General features: G+C 38.8%; 16 protein-coding genes. 6 read left to right on the top strand and 10 right to left on the bottom strand.

Going from position 1 to position 19686, the window contains the following annotated elements; genetic code table 11:
* Positions 1-2: 2 nt before the first annotated feature.
* Complete coding sequence (yrfG, locus tag CXF74_RS01815) at positions 3-671, bottom strand: GMP/IMP nucleotidase (RefSeq protein WP_232772409.1); 669 nt, start codon at positions 669-671, stop codon at positions 3-5.
* 54 nt (positions 672-725) lie between these two features.
* Here yrfG and nudE point away from each other — a divergent pair, with 54 nt between their 5' ends.
* A complete protein-coding gene (gene nudE, locus CXF74_RS01820) occupies positions 726-1274 on the top strand; it encodes an ADP compounds hydrolase NudE (protein ID WP_101080691.1) in 549 nt (182 codons plus the stop codon).
* 26 nt (positions 1275-1300) lie between these two features.
* On the opposite strand, the gene sthA is transcribed toward nudE, so the two are convergent.
* Positions 1301-2731: a Si-specific NAD(P)(+) transhydrogenase gene (sthA, locus tag CXF74_RS01825; protein ID WP_101080692.1), complete on the bottom strand. Its 1431-nt coding sequence runs from the start codon at positions 2729-2731 to the stop codon at positions 1301-1303.
* Between the two features lie 183 nt (positions 2732-2914).
* Here sthA and CXF74_RS01830 point away from each other — a divergent pair, with 183 nt between their 5' ends.
* Complete coding sequence (locus tag CXF74_RS01830; RefSeq protein ID WP_101080693.1) at positions 2915-3274, top strand: DUF1422 family protein; 360 nt, start codon at positions 2915-2917, stop codon at positions 3272-3274.
* A 48-nt stretch (positions 3275-3322) separates the two neighbouring features.
* Here the strand turns inward: CXF74_RS01830 and CXF74_RS01835 are convergent, their stop codons facing one another.
* Entirely contained in the window at positions 3323-3793 is a 471-nt protein-coding gene (locus tag CXF74_RS01835; RefSeq protein ID WP_101080694.1) for a hypothetical protein, read from the bottom strand.
* 83 nt (positions 3794-3876) lie between these two features.
* On the opposite strand from CXF74_RS01835, the gene CXF74_RS01840 reads away from it, so the two are divergent.
* The 3 genes from CXF74_RS01840 to CXF74_RS01850 are packed head-to-tail and all read left to right on the top strand — an operon-like array spanning position 3877 to position 6104.
* Positions 3877-4335 (top strand): methylglyoxal synthase, encoded by a 459-nt coding sequence (locus CXF74_RS01840; RefSeq protein WP_101080695.1) that lies wholly within the window; start codon positions 3877-3879, stop codon positions 4333-4335.
* The gene (locus tag CXF74_RS01845; protein ID WP_101080696.1) at positions 4336-5436 is read left to right on the top strand and encodes a YcbX family protein; all 1101 of its coding nucleotides are present in this window, start codon (positions 4336-4338) and stop codon (positions 5434-5436) included.
* 14 nt (positions 5437-5450) lie between these two features.
* A complete protein-coding gene (locus CXF74_RS01850; RefSeq protein ID WP_101080697.1) occupies positions 5451-6104 on the top strand; it encodes a hypothetical protein in 654 nt (217 codons plus the stop codon).
* Positions 6105-6186: 82 nt separating this feature from the next.
* Here CXF74_RS01850 and CXF74_RS01855 read toward each other — a convergent pair whose 3' ends face one another.
* The 3 genes from CXF74_RS01855 to metA form a co-directional block, all read right to left on the bottom strand.
* On the bottom strand, positions 6187-9429 hold the full coding sequence (locus CXF74_RS01855; protein WP_101080698.1) for a DEAD/DEAH box helicase: 3243 nt from the start codon (positions 9427-9429) through the stop codon (positions 6187-6189).
* A 491-nt stretch (positions 9430-9920) separates the two neighbouring features.
* On the bottom strand, positions 9921-13604 hold the full coding sequence (gene metH, locus CXF74_RS01860; RefSeq protein WP_101080699.1) for a methionine synthase: 3684 nt from the start codon (positions 13602-13604) through the stop codon (positions 9921-9923).
* Positions 13605-14625: 1021 nt separating this feature from the next.
* Positions 14626-15543, bottom strand: a complete 918-nt coding sequence (gene metA / locus CXF74_RS01865; protein WP_101080700.1) for a homoserine O-acetyltransferase MetA — start codon at positions 15541-15543, stop codon at positions 14626-14628.
* A 288-nt stretch (positions 15544-15831) separates the two neighbouring features.
* On the opposite strand from metA, the gene CXF74_RS01870 reads away from it, so the two are divergent.
* Positions 15832-16317, top strand: a complete 486-nt coding sequence (locus CXF74_RS01870) for a GNAT family N-acetyltransferase (RefSeq protein ID WP_101080701.1) — start codon at positions 15832-15834, stop codon at positions 16315-16317.
* On the opposite strand, the gene CXF74_RS01875 is transcribed toward CXF74_RS01870, so the two are convergent.
* The 4 genes from CXF74_RS01875 to lexA all read right to left on the bottom strand — a co-directional run bounded on the left by CXF74_RS01875 (position 16306) and on the right by lexA (position 19489).
* Complete coding sequence (locus CXF74_RS01875) at positions 16306-17652, bottom strand: MATE family efflux transporter (RefSeq protein WP_101080702.1); 1347 nt, start codon at positions 17650-17652, stop codon at positions 16306-16308. The genes CXF74_RS01870 and CXF74_RS01875 overlap by 12 nt on opposite strands.
* A 9-nt stretch (positions 17653-17661) precedes the next feature.
* Positions 17662-18027, bottom strand: coding sequence for a response regulator (locus CXF74_RS01880; protein WP_101080703.1), 366 nt, complete (start codon positions 18025-18027; stop codon positions 17662-17664).
* 36 nt (positions 18028-18063) lie between these two features.
* Positions 18064-18714: an SCO family protein gene (locus CXF74_RS01885; RefSeq protein ID WP_101080704.1), complete on the bottom strand. Its 651-nt coding sequence runs from the start codon at positions 18712-18714 to the stop codon at positions 18064-18066.
* A 145-nt stretch (positions 18715-18859) separates the two neighbouring features.
* On the bottom strand, positions 18860-19489 hold the full coding sequence (gene lexA, locus CXF74_RS01890) for a transcriptional repressor LexA (protein ID WP_101080705.1): 630 nt from the start codon (positions 19487-19489) through the stop codon (positions 18860-18862).
* Positions 19490-19686 lie beyond the last annotated feature (197 nt).

Below are 19686 nucleotides of genomic sequence, written 5' to 3' on the forward strand. Positions count from 1 at the left end.
GCTTAAAAAAGCTCAGAAAAATATTTTATACTTTTAAAAGCCTGCATTTCCTGTGCAGGTTTTTCACTATCTGGTGTCGCAATACCACGTAAAAATCCAACACCTGCATTTTCAGCTACTTTAAGAATTTTCTCACTATCATCGATGAATAAGCAGCGTGAAAAATCCACTCCTATCTCCTCTTTGACCGCCGACCAAAAACGCAGGTTTTCTTTGGCTATCTGATAGTCATGACTAGAGATTATTTTATTAAAATAAGGCGTCAACTCAGTTTGTTGCATTTTTAAAGCAACCCCACTGCGGTGAGCATTAGTTAAAATATAAGTAGGAATATTTGCTTGCTTAAGCTTATCTAAAAACCATAACGTATCACTACGCAGTTGAATCTTATGTTTAGTTTTATGCTGCAAAGCATGGATATCAAGACCCAGTGTGTCGCTCCAATAGTCATAACAATACCAACTGATACTGCCCATTACCTTGTTACATTGGGCATAAACATGGTGTTTAGCTTGCTCTATCGAAAGCTGATGCTTGAGCGCATATTGTTGTGGAATGAACTCTAACCAGAAATGGTTATCGTAATGTAGGTCTAATAATGTGCCATCCATATCTAATAAAACAGCATCAACCTCAGCTTCAATGAACATAAGCGCCTCATAAATTTTCATAACTATCTGTTACCTTGTAAGATAACATGATACCCATGTGAGGAGCGCGAGAAAATGAAACAATTACCTGAAATACTAAAACGTACTTTAATTGCCAGTAGTCGATTTTTTAATATCGAAGCAGTGCAACTTAAATTTAGTAATGGGGAGTTGCGCGAATTTGAACGCATGCAAGGTTATAACCAAGGTGCGGTATTAATAGTGCCTTTCTACGACAAAGACACCTTATTATTAATTCGAGAATACGGTGCTGGTACACACAGTTACAGCCTAGGTTTCCCTAAAGGTTTGATCGATAAAGGTGAGCTACCAGAAGTTGCAGCTAACAGAGAATTAAAAGAAGAAGTTGGTTTTGGTGCAAAGCGTTTACAAAAATTAAAAACGGTGACTATGGCACCGAGTTATTTTAGCAGCGAGATGCATCTTTTTATGGCTTTTGACCTCTATCCAGAGCAGTTAGAAGGCGACGAACCAGAGCCATTAGAAGTGATAAAATGGCCGTTAGCTAAAATAGATGAACTACTTGCTCGTGATGATTTTCAAGAAGCTCGTTGCATCAGCGCACTGTTATTAGCAATGAAGGCCAATAAAGCTGTCGGCTGATAGCTTTCAGCCGACAGCTTTATTGCTTAAAACAGTCTGTTTAATCCGTTCAACGCTGCAACGCGGTATGCTTCAGCCATCGTTGGGTAGTTAAAGGTTGTATTCACAAAGTACTCAATGGTATTACCTGCACCTTCCTGCTCCATAATCGCCTGACCGATATGAATGATCTCCGCCGCACGCTCACCAAAACAGTGAATACCTAAGATTTCTTTCGTTTCACGATGGAAAAGAATCTTTAAACTACCGACATCTGAACCCAATATTTGTGAACGAGCCAAGTCTTTAAACTGTGCTCGGCCGACTTCATAAGGTACTTTCTGCTGCGTTAACATCTGCTCAGTTTTACCCACAGAGCTAATCTCAGGAATAGTAAAAATACCCGTTGGAATATCTTTAATAAGCTTTTTCTTACCTTCTTTATTAAGGATCGTATGCGCGGCAATTCGTCCTTGATCGTAAGCGGCACTAGCAAGGCTTGGATAACCAATAACATCACCAATTGCATAGATATTATCTACCTCTGTTTGATATTGTTCGCTTATTGCTAATTGACCACGACCATCCGCAGTAAGACCTACTGCTTGTAAGTTTAATTTATCAGTATTACCCGTACGGCCATTGGCAAATAATAGACAATCCGCTTTCATTTTTTTGCCCGATTTAAAATGTAGAACAACCCCTTCTTTGGTGCTTTCTACTTTTTCATATTCTTCATCATGGCGTAAAATAATACCCGAATTTCTAAAGTGATATGAAATTGCATCAGACATCTCAGCATCTAAAAATGCTAATAGGCGATCACGCGTATTTATTAAGTCAGTTTTAACACCTAAGCCTCTAAAAATAGAAGCATATTCAGAGCCAATAACGCCGGCACCATAAATAGCAATATGCTGAGGTTGATAATCTAGGGAAAGAATCGTGTCGCTGTCGTAGATGTTTGAAGCTGTAAAATCAATATCTTCAGGATGGTAAGGACGAGATCCAGTGGCAATAATAATATCTTTAGCAGTCACTTTATCGACCGTGCCATCTCTGTTTTTTATTGCAATCGTATGTTGATCAACAAACGACGCTTCACCAGAAATAAGCTTACAATTATTACGATTATAAAAACCACTACGCATCGTAACTTGCTTGCTAATGACTTGCTCGGTATGGCGCAATACATCAGCAAAAGTAAACGACGCTTTTTGCGGGTAATTATTTACAAATAAGGCATTATTTTTTAATTCAATGAGTTGGCTAACACTGTGGCGCAACGCTTTTGACGGGATAGTGCCCCAATGTGTACAACCACCACCTATGTCTTTATATTTTTCAACAACAGCAACCGACAAACCGCCTTTGGCTAGTTTCATTGCGGCCCCTTCACCTCCGGGACCAGTGCCGATTACAATGGCATCGTAATCGTAGCTTGGCGCGACGGTATTACTGTTTTTTGATTTAGACATGATAAACCTTTCAAAGAAAGAAAATTAAAGCATGATATTAACAACTCGTTTGCATTTGTCACACACCGAAGTAACAAATCGTGAGCAGTGAAGCCGATAAAAATTTAAGCACTAAAAAAACAAGAAAAATAACCGTCTTCATGGTATTTTTAATGCCATAACTAACTTTAAAAGGGTTCCTACATGAGTACACATTCTATTTCACTAAAATGGATCTTTTATACTTTTCTAATCGGTTTATCTCTTAATGCTTGTGTCTCAATATTCACTATTTCACAGGTACCATTTTCTATCTTTCCCTTTTTCACCCTCTTTTTTGCTGTAAACCATTTCTATCGCTTTTATATCAAAGAAGCGAATAATGAAGTGAGCATTCGTCCGGCATGGGCAACCTTTTTTATCGGGATTTTTTCCTATTCTGCGTTCACAGGTGCTTTATATCCTGAATTAGGATCAAATTTTTTCTCGGTCGCACTGACGCTTATTTTAGGGATTTGGCTGATGTACAAGTGGATGTTTGGGGATAAAAAATATTCTGCATAAAAAAATGCACAGGGCTATCGATTAGCCCTGTGCAAAAAACACGTTAATCTATTGAGTTTCTAATCTACGTAATAGCGCTAGCGAGCTATTTTTCAAACCAAACAAGACTTCTTCTGGCGCATCTGGCTTAAACGTTCCAAGTTCAGGAAAAAGAGTGCAAAGTACAGATTGTGGCTCCATCGTCACTGTTTCAATACTCATCGAGCTTGGCACTTGTAAAAAAATAAAACGATGAATTTCATCAAAGCGCTCTAATTTCTCTAATATTTGCTCAGCGTTCTCAGCTTCAATAAAGAACTCTTCTTTTTCACTTTTCCCTTGCCACTCAGTGACCGTCACTAATGCACAAAAGGGGAACATTTCAGACTCTTCCTGCTTAGCAATATAGATAGCATGCAGCGCAGTATTTTGTCCTTCCTGCTTTACTTTTAAAGCAATAAATTTACTATTTACATCACGCGCAAATAACTCAGGTAGTTGTACGGCCGAATAAAGCGGTAATTGATCACCATTTGACATAAAAGCTCCATAAAAACGTTTAGGTTTGTCGCTATATTAGCTTAATCTATAAACTCCACTTTACAAGTTAGTCAGGATAGAAGATGAATTACACCACTCGTGAATTAAGTAAGCATAAACGTATTGCATTAGTTGCACATGATCATATGAAAGAGGAACTGTTGAAGTGGTCTGAACGACGCCTAGATGCCCTTAAGCTACACCATCTATATGCGACAGGCACAACAGGCTCTATCCTTTCAAAAGAACTGTCACTGCCAATTACTTGTTTGTTTTCTGGCCCAATGGGTGGCGATCAACAATTAGGCGCCAAAATTTCAGAAGGCAAAATAGATGTTTTAATCTTCTTTTGGGATCCAATGAATGCAGCGCCGCATGACCCCGATGTTAAAGCACTATTACGTTTAGCTGCTGTGTGGAATATTCCCGTGGCAACTAATATTGCAACGGCCGATTTTATTATGGATTCAATACATATTAATCAAACTTACCAAACACGCATTCCTGATTACCAAGGATATTTAGCGGATCGAGTTAAGTAGATGCCAACATTAACAGATATTTATATTTACCCGATAAAATCAGTGAAGGCGATTAGCCAACCAGCGGCGCTTGTTGAAGAAAAAGGCTTAAGCTTTGATCGTCGCTATATGCTGATTGATCTGGATGGAAATTTTATTACCGGGCGTAGCCATCCGCAACTCACTCAAGTAGATGTGCAGTTTTCACAGAAAAAATTGCAACTAAGCGCGCCAAATATGGCGCAATTAGTGATCGACCCTGCGCAATTTTCAACAACATCATTAACGTCACAAATATGGATCGATAAAGTTAATGCATTACATTGCCATCAAGATTACGACAACTGGTTTTCTGAATACTTACAACAGCCCTGCCAATTGGTTTTCTTTGCCCCAAATAGCCAGCGCTGCGTAAAAGGCCGTAATACTCCCATCGCGTTTGCTGACGGTTATCCGTTATTACTTATCAACCAAGCATCCGTTGATCTGCTTAATAGCAAACTTGATAATCCCGTCTCTGCTTTACACTTTCGCCCTAATATTGTGATTAACGGTGAGTTACCTTTTGTAGAAGATAGCTGGTCGCGTATTAAAATTGGTGACGTTGAATTTGAGGTGAGTAAACCTTGCTCACGCTGTTCATTTACCAATGTTGATCCTAAAACAGGCATTGCACATGCCAATCAACCTTTTTCAACATTAGCCACCTTTCGTTATCATCAAGGTGATGTCGATTTTGGGCAAAATCTGATTCCACTTAACAATGGGATGATACGTACCGGTGATCAAGTGCAAGTATTAGCAACACACGATGCTATTTTATATGGCTCACAAGGTGACGTACTGCAAGATAATAAAAAATCAGTACAAATTCACTATCAAGGCTCTGAAATTACCGTGACAGGTGATAATCAGCAACTACTCTTAGATCAAGCAGAACAAGCGGGTATCGCAATCCCTTATTCATGCAGAGGAGGGAAATGTGGTCGCTGTAAAGTCAAACTGATTGCAGGTGAAGTGGAAACACTAACCAACGAAGCCCTCACTGACGATGAAATAAATGAAGGTTATATCCTTGCTTGTAGTTGTATCCCGTTATCTGATATTACCGTCAATCATTAACCACCCGAGGTTTTATGGAAGCAATAAACGAACATACCAACGTACCCGTTAGTGATACCGACAAGCTGATTGAAGTACTAGGTTTAACTAACGACATTCATGAAGCGGGTTATATTTTGCCCGATGGGCGTTTATTGCATCTGGATCGTAGTAACTGTTTTAAACGTAAAAATCATCTCGATGTTTTAAAACTATTACCCGACTTCTTAGGGCAAGAACACTCAATTATCGATACTGATATGATCGCGTTTATGGCCAAAGAGCAGTTAGTGCGGTTCTGTATTGATGGGCGTATTCACACAGCGGTTAAACCGAGCTCTATTCAATTACGTAAAATTTATACGACGTTGGCATATCGCTCGAATCCGTTTGAAGTCATTGTATCTAACGCCGCCGGCATGACACTTTCTCAACATACAGTATCAGGCCCTACAATGGGCGCTTTGGTAAACATCTTTAAAACTTACGATATTAAGGTACATGATAATTTTTCAACCGATGAGTTTTGTCTTGAAGAAGATGAGACACATTTTAAATTGATATTTCGTCCGGCAATGAAAGCGGTTGGACAGTGTAATAAAAAAAGCCAGATGATTAAGATGGATGAAGGATTTAAAGAGGCAACGTCATTATTTATGTCGTTAATAAAGCAGGGAGTTCAAGACTAATAGCAAATATATGAACTGATATTAATGGTTAGCCCAACATCACTGATGGGCTAACCAATTATTTATTATAAGCGTCTATTTTTTAGTAACGTTCAAATAGTTTCAACAAAGCATCACTGTTGTCTGGTGCAAACTTCTCTTCCTGATCTGAACCATAAACACTGTCTGCTAACTGCTGCTTACGTGCTTGTAATGCCAGTACACGCTCTTCCACTGTTTCTTCACAGATTAACTTATAAACAAATACAGGTTTGTCTTGGCCAATACGGTAAGCCCTGTCCGTTGCTTGGTTTTCAACAGCAGGATTCCACCATGGGTCATAATGAATCACGGTATCAGCAGCCGTTAAGTTCAGACCAACACCACCCGCTTTTAATGAAATCAGGAAGACAGGTACCTCACCTGCTTGGAATTGTTCAATAATCTCAGTACGGTTACGTGTTTGACCAGTTAACTTAACAAAGTTAATGCCTTTTTCTTCTAGCTCTTCGCCAATTAAACCTAACATGGTTGCGAATTGAGAGAAGATTAAGATACGTCGACCCTCTTCAATCATTTCAGGCACAATTTCCATTAAGAAATCTAATTTAGCAGAACTCTTAATACCCTGCGCGTGCTCTAATTTCACTAAACGTGGATCACAACATGCTTGGCGCAATTTAAGTAGTGCATCTAAGAACTCAATACGACTACGTGCCATGCCTTTCTCTTTAAGCAAATCACGTACTTTTGCTTCCATGGTAATACGGATGCTTTCGTATAAAGTACGTTGATCATTTGGCAATACCACTTTATGAATGATCTCTGTTTTAGCTGGTAACTCTTTTGCTACTTCATCTTTAGTACGACGCATTAAGAATGGACGAGTCTTTTGAATCAACCAATCTTGTATTTGCTCATTACCTTCACCTTCAATACCTTTACGGTAAAAACGGTTAAACGTAGTGTGTGAGCCAAGGAAACCAGGCATCAAGAAATCAAATAACGACCATAGCTCACCAAGATGGTTTTCCATCGGTGTACCCGTTAAACATAAACGTTGCTTAGCGTTTAATTGTTTAATGCTCTTGGTCATTTTTGCGAGTGGGTTTTTAATCGTTTGTGCTTCATCCAAAATCAAATCAGAAAAGTGAATTGGCTCTAATTGAGCAAAATCACGTCCGACTAAAGGATACGTTGTCACCACTAAATCATAATCAGAAAGTGTTGAAAAGTGCTGATGGCGATCGGCACCGTGCAATACCACTACTTTTAAATCAGGCGTAAATTTTTTCGCTTCATTAACCCAGTTACCCACTAGTGAAGTTGGGCAAATAACAATAGCTGGCTGGTTTAATTGCTTATGTTGTTTTTTATACAATAAATAAGCTAACGCTTGAATGGTTTTACCAAGACCCATATCATCGGCAAGTACGCCGGAAAAACCATATTCATTCAAGAAGACTAACCAATTAAGGCCGGCCAACTGGTAGTCACGCAATGTAGCTTGCAGCCCTTCTGGCACTTCAACATCTTCAATACCGGTGAAGTTTGTTAATTTATCTGCCAGCGCTTTAACATGAGAACCACCCACCCATTTATTAATTTCAGGTAGTTGAGCAAGCAATGCAGCTTGGCTTTGAGGTAGTTTAATATTGTCATTATTAACCTCACCCAACTCTTGTAAAATAGATAAAATTGGCTGAATAGAACTACGTTTCACACGTAATGGGCGGCCATTTGCTTGTGCTAATAAGATATCAAAACTATTTTGTTGCCAATCTTCATTGCTACGTAGCCATTCTAATAACAGCGGCAATAGTTCGATACGTTTACCTTCAACTTCAATCGAAACGCCTAAATCAAACCAGTTACCCTGTTCTGCAACCGCAATATCGATACTATCAATCTGCTCACTTTCTAAGACTAAATCTTTAGCGATGTTAAATTTCCAGCCTAATACTTCTAAACGCGCTTTATGCGCAGTTAAAAATGATAACCACTGGAACTGCTGCGAACCACCTAATTCAGGGGGCAAAATACCGATTAATTTCTTCGATTTAGGCTGTTTATTATCATAAGTAAATAAGTCTAATAAACATAACTGATCAAATTCGTTGAGCGCTAATGTCTCTGCTTCAATATCACGATTAACGGTAATAATTTCATTACCTAACATAAACTGATTACGTGTTGGCTCTTCAAGCACGCTCGGGTCTAACTGCAATTCACCGTAAAAGAAGGATAAACGCGCAATAAATAACGAATGCTCTTTTACTAATTTACTGGTTAAACTGAACTCTATTTTTAATGTTTCATCTAACTCACGCGTTTTGTAAGCAATCGGATTTGGCAAGACAGCTTGTGGGAAACGCAGTGATACCTGCTCAGTGAAATGCTCACATTGTTCAGCTGCAAGCGGTGGCGTTTGAATCAGTGATAAAATCCAATCTCTATCAAATTCACTTTCTATTGGTCCTACACAACCGGTATCGGTATCGATGTAATACGGCGTTGGTGTTGGAACAAGTAACCAGTTTTCGCTCTCTGCTAGTGAAACTTTCAGCTGTTTAACTTGCTCATCATCATGCCACTGTAAGGCTAATGATTTCGGTTCAGCGGGTAATAGAGGTAAAACAAGCTCGCGCCAAAAACAGCGACCAGTTGCTAATATTTGTTGTAGCGCTAATAAATCATGCGCAGTATGAATAGTGGTTTTAGCTAGCTTACTAACACGCCCTTCTTTAGCGAGTAATAACTGCAGAATGCTAATATCTTCCGCTTTAACCCACTTATAACTTTCCATCCATGTTTCGTTATCTACCACAGAGATAAGATCTTTCTCTGCAAAAACACTGACATTTTCACTTTTCAAAAAGCGAACTGAGCCATATTCGACTTGAATATATTGTAATGCATGGTTATAAGCCGTTTTAATTAATGAAAGACGAAAATACCCCTGATAAGCACTAGCAATCGCTACAGGTTGTTTTTTATCTAGCTGGCCTTGGAGCATTTCAAACCAAGTTTGATAGCTGTTTTCAATATTATAATTTGGTGTATCTGCTTGATAAGCAAGCAGTAGAGCGACCGCGTGTTTACAGTTCCAACCTACTGGGCAAGAACACGTACTGTGAATAATAAAGCCACCTTTGTTAGAAGGCTTGATCATCGCGCTAGTTTGGTAAGGTGTTTCTGAGCCACCTTTAATACTGCCACTAAGCTTGCTGTTTTCTTCATCAAACTCGCAAGATAAGACTCGGCTCTCTTTAAAATAACGGGTGCCACGGTCAATAATATTGCGACCAAAACTAGTAGAAATGTCTTGCTGAGTGATCTTAGGCATCTAGGTAACCAACTGTAAAAACGGATCGTTAATGATAGAGATATCTTGCCTAGAAAGGAAGTCTTAAAAAGTTATTTAGCCCATCAATTTCAAAATTTCTTAACTCGATTAAATAAAATTGGATGGCGCATCATCAACAAACTTTCCTGTTCATTGTTTCTGAGCACGTTAAGGAATCATGTGGATGTTACTTTATACACTGTCAGTGCATTTACAAAAAATAATCAGCAGGCAATTTAACAGGTGTTGTTTTAAATGCAGATAGACTACTTAGTCTCTTTTTACAGCAAGGGAAAAAGCAGATTGTGGTGCTCTTTGATCGGCTTTTTAAATAAAGGATTGTTAGGCAGGGAATTTATGAACGACGTACTAATGTGGATATGTTAGCCGTTATACTTATAGATAATGGCAAGATAATCTGTAAGTGATGAAGTACGTAGATGTACTTCATCACTCGATTTAACTAACTTTCTCTCGTTGCAGAGAAGCTCTTAACTGATGTTTGGACCTAACCAACGCTCAGCAGTCGGTAAATCCCAACCTTTACGTTGTGCATAATCGACAACTTGGTCTTGCTGAATTTGCGCAATAGCAAAGTAGCGACTCTCAGGGTGAGAGAAGATCCAGCCCGAAACAGCAGCCCCTGGGTACATTGCATAACTTGATGTTAGCTCCATACCTATCTCTTCTTCAACATGCATAAGATCCCAGATTATCTGTTTCTCAGTATGTTCAGGACAAGCAGGATAACCCGGTGCAGGACGAATACCTTGGTATTTTTCACGCAACATTCCGTCATTATCTAAGGTTTCGTCGCTAGCAAAACCCCAGTAATCTTTACGTGTTTGTTGATGTAAATACTCAGCAAAAGCTTCTGCTAAACGGTCACAAATAGCCTGTACTAAAATCGCATTATAATCATCATTGTTAGCCTTATAACGATCTGCCACTTCACGCTCACCAATACCGCCTGTTACCGCAAAAGCAGCGATATAATCAGCAACACCCGATGATTTAGGCGCCACATAATCCGCTAAGCAATGGTTAACGAACGGCGGTTTTTTCTCAGTTTGTTGGCGTAATTGATTACTAATTTGTGCTATTTCAGAACGAGACTCATCGGTGTATATTTCAATATCGTCACCCACGCTATTTGCAGGATAGATACCTACAATACCCGATGCAGATATTTCGCCGCCAGCTTCAACAATGTCTAACATTTGTAACGCGTCAGCAAATAGTCGAGTTGCTTCTTCTCCAACCACTTCATCGGTTAATATACGTGGATATTTACCCGCAAGGCCCCATGTCATGAAGAAAGGAGTCCAATCGATATATTCACGTAGTGTGTTGATCGACATCTGTTTAACCACTTGTGTGCCTAATTTATTAGGTGTTGGTGGTACATAGCTTTTCCAGTCTATTTTTGCATGATTTGCACGTGCACGATTGAGTGAAACCGGTTTACTACGTGGTTTCTTATTCGCATGCTGTACACGCACACGTTCATAATCGAGGTCTAATTTAGCCACAAAATCTGGTTTTGTTTTTGGGTTTAACAATAACTGACACACACCAACAGCACGTGAAGCATTTGAAACATACACGACTGGTTCATCATAGTTCTGTTCAATTTTCACAGCGGTATGCGCTTTAGAAGTTGTTGCTCCACCAATAAGAAGAGGTAGTTTCAAACCTTGGCGTTGCATCTCTTTAGCAACATATACCATCTCATCAAGTGAGGGTGTGATTAGCCCAGATAGACCGATCATGTCTGCTTTTTCAGCAATCGCAGTTTTGATAATCGTTTCAGTTGCAACCATTACACCGAGATCGATAATTTCATAGTTATTACACTGCAAAATAACGCCAACGATATTTTTACCAATATCATGTACGTCACCTTTTACAGTCGCCATCACGATTTTACCGTTAGTCGCGCCCGCTTCTTTAGTAAGCTCAATGTAGGGATTTAAATAAGCCACGGCTTGCTTCATTACACGGGCAGATTTAACGACCTGCGGTAAAAACATCTTACCTTCACCAAACAGGTCACCAACGATATTCATGCCATCCATTAACGGACCTTCAATCACTTCGATTGGACGATCCACATTTTGACGGGCAATTTCAGTATCTTCTTCAATGAACTCTGTGATCCCTTTTACTAAGGCATGCGCAATACGTTCATTAACCGGTAACTCACGCCATAATAATGCGCTACCATCATCAATTTTTTCTTGGCCTGAATTAATGAATTTACCGGCAATATCGAGTAACGCATCTGTTGCTTCTGGGTTCTTATTAAGAACAACATCTTCAACTGCATCTTTTAATTCTTTAGGGATATCATCGTAAATAGCTAGCTGAGCCGCATTTACAATACCCATATCCATGCCATTTTTAATACAGTAATAAAGGAATACCGCATGGATTGCTTCACGTACCGGATTGTTACCACGGAATGAGAAAGAAACGTTAGAAACACCCCCTGAAATCATCGCATGAGGTAGGTTATCTTTAATATCTTTTACGGCTTCAATGAAATCAACCGCATAGTTATTATGCTCTTCGATACCCGTTGCAACGGCAAAGATGTTTGGATCAAAAATGATATCTTCAGGTGGGAAACCCACTTGGTTTACTAAAATCTCGTAAGATTTTTTACAAATTTCAAATTTACGTTCACGTGTATCTGCTTGTCCTTTTTCATCAAAGGCCATGATGATAACCGCAAAACCATAACGACGAATTAGCGTTGCTTGTTTGACAAAGTTTTCTACGCCTTCTTTCATGCTGATAGAGTTAACAATACCTTTACCTTGCACACATTTAAGACCTTCTTCTAAAATTTCCCACTTAGAAGAATCGACCATAATTGGCACACGAGAAATATCAGGTTCAGAAGCACATAGGTTTAAGAAACGTTTCATCGCATACAATGAATCAAGCATCGCTTCATCCATATTGATATCGATAATATCCGCGCCTGCTTCTACTTGATGTAATGCAACTTCTAACGCTTCATCATAAAGCTCGTCTTTGATAAGACGTTTAAAACGTGCAGAACCGGTTACATTGGTACGCTCACCGACATTTTGGAATAATGAACTTTGACTGATCGTTAATGCTTCTAGACCACTCAGTCTACATGCAACTTCAATATCAGGTAAAACACGTGGTTTAATACCTTCAACTACGTCATACATGGCTTTAATGTGCTCAGGCGTTGTACCACAACAGCCACCGACTAAGTTTAGAAAGCCACTTTCAGCCCACTCTTTAATATGTTCAGCCATTTCATCGGCTTCTAAATCATATTCACCGAAAGCATTAGGCAAACCAGCATTAGGATGCGCTGAAACATAAGTTTCAGAGATACGTGATAATTCAGCCACATATTGGCGTAATTCATCTGGCCCTAATGCACAGTTCAAACCAAATGAGATTGGCTCAATGTGGCGTAATGAATTATAGAATGCTTCTGTCGTTTGCCCTGATAAGGTACGTCCTGATGCATCGGTAATCGTACCCGATACCATGACAGGTAATTTGTAACCGATCTGCTCAAATACACCACTAATCGCAAAAACAGCGGCTTTTGCATTAAGCGTATCAAAGATAGTTTCAACCAAAATAAGGTCTGAACCCCCTTCGATTAACGCGAGGGTAGATTCTGTATAAGCTTCGACTAATTCGTCAAAGGTTACATTACGAAAAGCGGGATCGTTAACATCAGGAGAGATAGAACAGGTACGGTTTGTTGGGCCTAATACACCGGCAACAAAACGTGGACGGTCAGGTGTTTCTGCCGTTTTTTCATCTGCAACGCGGCGCGCAATACGAGCGGCTTCACGGTTAATTTCAGCAGAAAGTGATTCCATCTGATAATCAGCCATCGCAATCGTAGTGGCATTAAAAGTATTTGTTTCAAGGATATCGGCACCAGCATCTAAATATTCTTTATGAATATTTGCAATCACCTGTGGCTGACTTAAAACCAGTAGATCATTGTTGCCTTTTACATCACATCTCCAATCAGCAAAGCGCTCACCACGATAGTCTGCTTCTTCAAACTTATAGTCTTGAATCATGGTGCCCATACCGCCATCAATAAGCAGGATATGTTTCTCTAATTGTGATTTGAATAATGCGCTGCGGTCAATGACTGACATAGTCTTCCTTGCAAATTTTTTATTAAAAATAAGTAACTAGCATCACTTTCAAAGAAAATAACGGCTATTGAGTAGTTACAAAAATAGAAGCGCAAGTTTAACATAAAAGTCACAAGCAGTACCTTGATAACAGGAATGACAAATTGAAATATTTGAATAAACAAGATGAGGAAAATTGCAGATAAAACGAATGTATAAAAATAAGGCATAAAAAAAGCGAACTAGATTCAGTTCGCTTTATCTTAAAAGAACGTTGGTAATGTCATCATAATAAATAGTAATTGAACTTTATTGCTTCACGGCTTTCCGCCTTCCTTCAGCATCTCTACTCCATTATCCCTATAAACATAAACTTAAGAACTACATAGTGTTTACAAACAAACAGGTCAAAAAACCAAAAGCACTCAATTCGTATCAAACGAAAAAAATCCACATTAAAAACCAAAAAAGATTTAACTTACGATCGACTATCACGTAACAAAAAAGAGTAATTAAAGTGCCAATTTGGCGATGAGTTGTTTAAAAAAAACAGACTCCTAATATTTATTACTCTTTTCTAAAAACTGATATGAAGTAATAATAACTATATCCCTCCATGTAATGATTGAATCGACAACCAGCATTTTATTAAACTCACTACTCACCAAGCTAATGACTAAAACAAAAAAGGCTTTTCCCGAGTGCTCCGTTGAGCAAGTAAGTTACCTATAGTAACTTCTTGTAGGGTGTATGCCTTACTAAAAACTGATAAGAAGTAATAATACGCCTCCCTCTTTTTTTTAGATTATCAGCAATAAAATCCTCTAACAACAATCGTAATATAACGTGGTGAAGTAGCATATAAAATGTCGGACTTCGTGCGTTGTTAGTTGCCCAATGGGGCGATTCATTTACTGCTGCGCTAGGTACTAACTTCCTTCTCCTCTCACTCATTTAATTACTATTAAGTGTAGGACTATTCATTACTAACGCCAATTAAAAAAACGATTATAAAGACAGTTCTTAACCTATATCACAGTTTTTATTTTAGCTCATTCAGGTCGTATGGAGTGACCTGGTAAACGCAATAATTTAACCAGTTACTATACAATAAGTTACCGTGACTTCGCCATTTTGCGCGGGGTATTTGGTTCTCATCGTCATCAGGAAAATAATCAGCAGGCAAGTCTGGATTTAGTCCATCGTCTAAATCTCGCAAGTACTCATTACTCAGTGTATTGGCGTCATATTCAGGATGCCCCGAGATAAATACCTGGCGGCAATCTGGGCTAGCAGCTAAATAAACGCCCCCCTGTGGCGCATCAGCAAAAACAGTTAAATCACTATTTTCTTTAATTGTTTGTGTATTGAAGTCAGCAAAACGAGAGAGTGGCGCCCAAAACTGGTCATCAAAACCACGCACTAATGGATGATGATGGTTATAAGTCGTGTGCTTATAAATGCCTGATAGTTTAGCGGGTAGCGTTTCTTTTTTAATATCAAAAAGGTAATTCAGTGCAGCTTGTGCCGCCCAGCATAAAAACAATGTTGAAGTAACATTGTGCTGTGACCAATCAACAATCTCTTTGAACTTCTCCCAGTAATAAACATTCTCAAAGGGAATCTTACCTAATGGCGCGCCGGTGATAATAAAACCATCCCACTTTTGACTTTTCACTCGATCAAAATCACCGTAAAAAGTATCAAGGTGTTCTTGCGGTGTATTTCTAGATGCACGCGCATCCACACGCACAAGCTCAACATCCACTTGCAACGGTGTATTAGAAAGTAAGCGCATTAGCTGTGTTTCTGTTTCAATTTTTTTAGGCATTAAGTTTAAAATTAATACACGAAGAGGACGAATATGCTGATGGCTCGCACGAGACTCTGAAATTGTAAAAATATTTTCAGATTTTAAAATACCAGCAGCGGGAAGATCATCGGGAATACGAATAGGCATTAGTAACTCCATAGAAAATTAATTTTTAATTTAGCCATCTAGAAGTCTAACATTAATTTAACATATGACCACACTATTATTAAATTTGATGATAATACCAATTCTACTAAATAACTGCTCAATCTTGCTGGTTAAAAGAAGCAATTTCCGCGTTGTAAGTTTTGTAAAGGGAACAACCATTTACAGCAACTTTCGCCTCGAACTCGCTTCTTTTTCCTGCGCAATATTAGACCATTAAATTAATGGAACTGGTATAATATCAAAAACAAATATTTATAAGGAATTGAAATGTTTACTATTGTTCAAGCTGATTTAACCAATGAAAGCCACGCTAGCGCTTACTTAGCACTTATGTCTCATTATGCTTGTGACCCTATGGGTGGCGGTGAAGACCTCGCTGACTTTGCAAAGCAGAACTTGGTAAGCACTCTATTAAAGCGTAACGATGTGGTTATCTTATTAATTTTTAAAGAAAATGAACCTGCAGCCCTACTGACTGCGATTGAAGGATTTTCTACTTTTGCCTGCAAACCATTATTTAATATTCATGATGTTGCGGTACATGAAAATTTCAGAGGGTTAAAGTTAACAACACTGTTGTTTGCTGAGATTGAAAAAATCGCGAGAGATCGCGATTACTGTAAAATCACACTGGAAGTACTTTCTGGTAATGAGGTTGCAAAAAATGCTTATATAAAACAAGGCTATGCTGATTACCAGCTTGACCCTGCACACGGTAGTGCGTTGTTTTGGAGCAAGTCTTTAAAGGATTAATAGTTGCTTACGCTCTAGTTTTTTGTAAATCCACAATAAACTCAGCCCACGAGACAGCATGAAGGCATTCATCGCGATCCATAACGCATGATTGCCTTCATGAGCAAAAATAAACCACACCGGAAAATAAACCACCAATAGCGAAAAAATCATACTATTACGCATCTCTTTTGCCCGCGTCATACCAATAAATATGCCATCAAAAACAAAACCGAGCATTGATGTCAGTGGGATTAAGATTAACCAGGGTAAGTACTTCATCGCTTCAGACTGCACAGCCTCAAGAGAAGTGATCTGAGTAATAACCCACGCCCCGTAAAAATAAAACAGTAATAGCTGTATTAAGCTAAAAATAGTGGCCCAAAACAGGGTTAGATGGATGCTTTCTTTTAACTTTTCTAAGCAACGTTGACCCACATTTTTACCGACCAACGCCTCCACGGCATAAGCTAAACCATCCATCGAAAATGAGATAATTAACAGAAAATGCATCAATACCGCATTTGCAGAAACAACATCATCACCCAATTTAACACCCTGCATGGTCATGAATGCATAGGTCACTTGCAAACACAGGGTGCGAATAAAAATATTCCGGTTTAAGAGAATAAAAGGCGCGAGCACTTTCAAGTGCAATATTTCTTTTAATAACGTTAAAAAGTCACCTTTCTGATAAAAAGGTAATACCATTCGATAAACAATCAACAAACCACAGGCTAACGAAATATAATCCGCACACAATGAAGCCCAGGCAACACCCGCAACGCCCCACTCAAACCCAACTACAAATAAAATGTCTAATAATATATTGACGCTGTTGGTGATAATCAGCAAAAACATCGGGATTTTTGCGTTTTGCATGCCTAACAACCAACCTAATAGCACCATGTTAATTAGAGCAGCAGGTGCACTCCAGATACGAATATCGAAGTATTCTCGAGCATAAAATAAAACCTCTTCACTGCCTTCAACAAAATGAAATGCGAGTGATGACAAAGGATTTTGTAATAACAACAGTAGCATCGCGAGAATCAGGGCAATAAAAATGGACTGCATCAACAGGCGTAATACTTGTTTTTGATCGTTAGCCCCTACCGCTTGAGCCACTAAACCTGTTGTCGACATGCGCAAAAACACTAACATCCAGAATAACAATGTCACCACCATTGAGCCTACCGCAACACCGGCAAGGTAATAGGACTCTGGTAAGTGTCCAATAACGGCCGTATCAACAAGCCCTAATAATGGCACGCTAATATTAGACAGCATCATCGGCAGTGCGATGGCGAATATTTTTTGGTGGCTAGCGAGGTTTAGAAAAGCACTTTTGGACATGGAGTCAGCTTAAGAGGGTAATAGTTTTTCTATTTTAAACAGCAACTCTTCCATATTAAAGGGGATATTCAATGTGTTATTAATATTGTTATTAAACAACTCATTTTGTATCGAATGAATAGGTTTATTCAACAGTAATAATACAGGGGTAAAACGATGCTGTGCTTGTTCGCGTAATAATGCAGAAATACTTAAACCATCAATAATGGGCAGGCTTAAACAGCTAATTAATAAATGTGCGCCATTACCATTCATCAAGTTAATCGCGTCTTGGCCATTAGTCGCTAGCAATACTTGATAGTTTTTCTGTAACAACGCAAAGTGAATAGCCTCACGTAATGAATCAGATGCAATCGCTAATAATATATTTTTCATATTCAGCTTAACTAGAAAATGGATTTATTAGCATAGCTATTTATCGCGAGGTTGGATCATTTTGTGGATATCTTCAACCATCAAGTCCATATCTACGTGTGCAATACCTTGCTCATTACGTACCGCTTTAAAGGTCGCCTGGTGCTCACCATCAGGATTGACCAAGACTAATGATGCGCTGTGATCAACAAAATAATATTCATCGTCACTATCACCGGCTTCAACAATGCTATAAACCAGACCTAAGTCTTGAGCAAAAGGAAACAGCTGATCATGCGTACTGGTTGTGCCAATAAAATTAGCATTAAAATAATTTACATATTCAGCCAGGTTATTGGCTTTATCACGATTAGGGTCCACAGAAACAAAGACAACTTGAATATTATTATAAGGGGGTTTGCTTAATTCAGGGTAAACACGGTCTAAATCAGCAAGTGTCGTAGGACAAACATCGGGGCAATAGGTATAACCAATGAAAAATAACGTCCAATGGTTTAATAGGTTTTTATTAGTGAATGTTTCTTTTTGTGCCATCTCGAAGGTGAAATTTGGCACGACTTTATGGCTTTGCTGCACAATTAAAGAAGGGTTATCTGAAATGCCTGCCTCGCTGTTTGTTTTTACAAAAACAACAGTGGCAATAGCAATCACAGATATCAGCAGAACAAGCAACAAACCTTTTTTCATTATCAACACCCATTACATTCATTTAGTCAGTATTGCACCATACAAAAGGCACACACTAAAAGCAATTAATCACAATAACTACAAAAGAAATTTCATGGTTATTGTGATAATAATGCAATGGATTATACGACAATATTAAAAATGATTACATCCAATCAGCAGTACGAATAACACCAACCGCAATACCTTCGATATCAAAGGCTTGATACTGAAGATCTACTTTAATAGGATCAAATTTCGCATTTTCAGCTTTCAGTGTCACTTCACTGCCTTCACGATAAAAACGTTTCACTGTTACATCGTCTTCAACACGTGCAACCACCACTTGGCCGTTGCTAATATCTTGTGTTTTATGCACAGCCAATAAATCGCCATCCATAATGCCGATATCCTTCATACTTTCGCCTTGTACACGAAGTAAAAAATCAGCCACTGGATGGAATAAATTCGGGTCAATATCATAATGGGATTCAACATGTTCGGCAGCCAAAATAGGCTCTCCAGCTGCAACCATACCAACAAGTGGTATACCGGCATCTATCGGAACAATATTGCTTTTGTGATCTTCTACGATACGAATACCACGAGAAGTACCCGACAGGATCTCAATCGCACCTTTACGCGCGAGCGCTTTTAGATGCTCTTCAGCTGCATTTGCACTGCGAAACCCAAGAATCTTAGCAAGTTCAACACGTGTTGGAGGCATTCCTGTTTTACTGATGCAATCTTTAATCACATCTAAAACTTCGCCTTGGCGTTTAGTTAATTCTTTCATCAGTTACCTCGCAAATAGTATATAAAGCTGTAAACATACACAGTGTATATCTATACAGATAAATATTCTAGCTTTGCGCCCATTTAACTTGTACGGCAAGATCATTATAAATTTTGAGATAAATTGAACTTTTTCAATAAGTAGCGATCAGATCACCATATACTAACAATCAACTATTTGGTGATAACAATCAGGGC

Source organism: Psychromonas sp. Urea-02u-13 (assembly GCF_002835995.1).
Taxonomy (GTDB): Bacteria; Pseudomonadota; Gammaproteobacteria; order Enterobacterales; family Psychromonadaceae; genus Psychromonas.

What these genes read in the sequence shown, in the direction of transcription:
- yrfG (WP_232772409.1), bottom strand. Translation starts at nt 671, where the DNA reads ATGAAAATTTATGAGGCGCTTATGTTCATTGAAGCTGAGGTTGATGCT.
- nudE (WP_101080691.1), top strand. Translation starts at nt 726, where the DNA reads ATGAAACAATTACCTGAAATACTAAAACGTACTTTAATTGCCAGTAGT.
- sthA (WP_101080692.1), bottom strand. Translation starts at nt 2,731, where the DNA reads ATGTCTAAATCAAAAAACAGTAATACCGTCGCGCCAAGCTACGATTAC.
- CXF74_RS01830 (WP_101080693.1), top strand. Translation starts at nt 2,915, where the DNA reads ATGAGTACACATTCTATTTCACTAAAATGGATCTTTTATACTTTTCTA.
- CXF74_RS01835 (WP_101080694.1), bottom strand. Translation starts at nt 3,793, where the DNA reads ATGTCAAATGGTGATCAATTACCGCTTTATTCGGCCGTACAACTACCT.
- CXF74_RS01840 (WP_101080695.1), top strand. Translation starts at nt 3,877, where the DNA reads ATGAATTACACCACTCGTGAATTAAGTAAGCATAAACGTATTGCATTA.
- CXF74_RS01845 (WP_101080696.1), top strand. Translation starts at nt 4,336, where the DNA reads ATGCCAACATTAACAGATATTTATATTTACCCGATAAAATCAGTGAAG.
- CXF74_RS01850 (WP_101080697.1), top strand. Translation starts at nt 5,451, where the DNA reads ATGGAAGCAATAAACGAACATACCAACGTACCCGTTAGTGATACCGAC.
- CXF74_RS01855 (WP_101080698.1), bottom strand. Translation starts at nt 9,429, where the DNA reads ATGCCTAAGATCACTCAGCAAGACATTTCTACTAGTTTTGGTCGCAAT.
- metH (WP_101080699.1), bottom strand. Translation starts at nt 13,604, where the DNA reads ATGTCAGTCATTGACCGCAGCGCATTATTCAAATCACAATTAGAGAAA.
- metA (WP_101080700.1), bottom strand. Translation starts at nt 15,543, where the DNA reads ATGCCTATTCGTATTCCCGATGATCTTCCCGCTGCTGGTATTTTAAAA.
- CXF74_RS01870 (WP_101080701.1), top strand. Translation starts at nt 15,832, where the DNA reads ATGTTTACTATTGTTCAAGCTGATTTAACCAATGAAAGCCACGCTAGC.
- CXF74_RS01875 (WP_101080702.1), bottom strand. Translation starts at nt 17,652, where the DNA reads ATGTCCAAAAGTGCTTTTCTAAACCTCGCTAGCCACCAAAAAATATTC.
- CXF74_RS01880 (WP_101080703.1), bottom strand. Translation starts at nt 18,027, where the DNA reads ATGAAAAATATATTATTAGCGATTGCATCTGATTCATTACGTGAGGCT.
- CXF74_RS01885 (WP_101080704.1), bottom strand. Translation starts at nt 18,714, where the DNA reads ATGAAAAAAGGTTTGTTGCTTGTTCTGCTGATATCTGTGATTGCTATT.
- lexA (WP_101080705.1), bottom strand. Translation starts at nt 19,489, where the DNA reads ATGAAAGAATTAACTAAACGCCAAGGCGAAGTTTTAGATGTGATTAAA.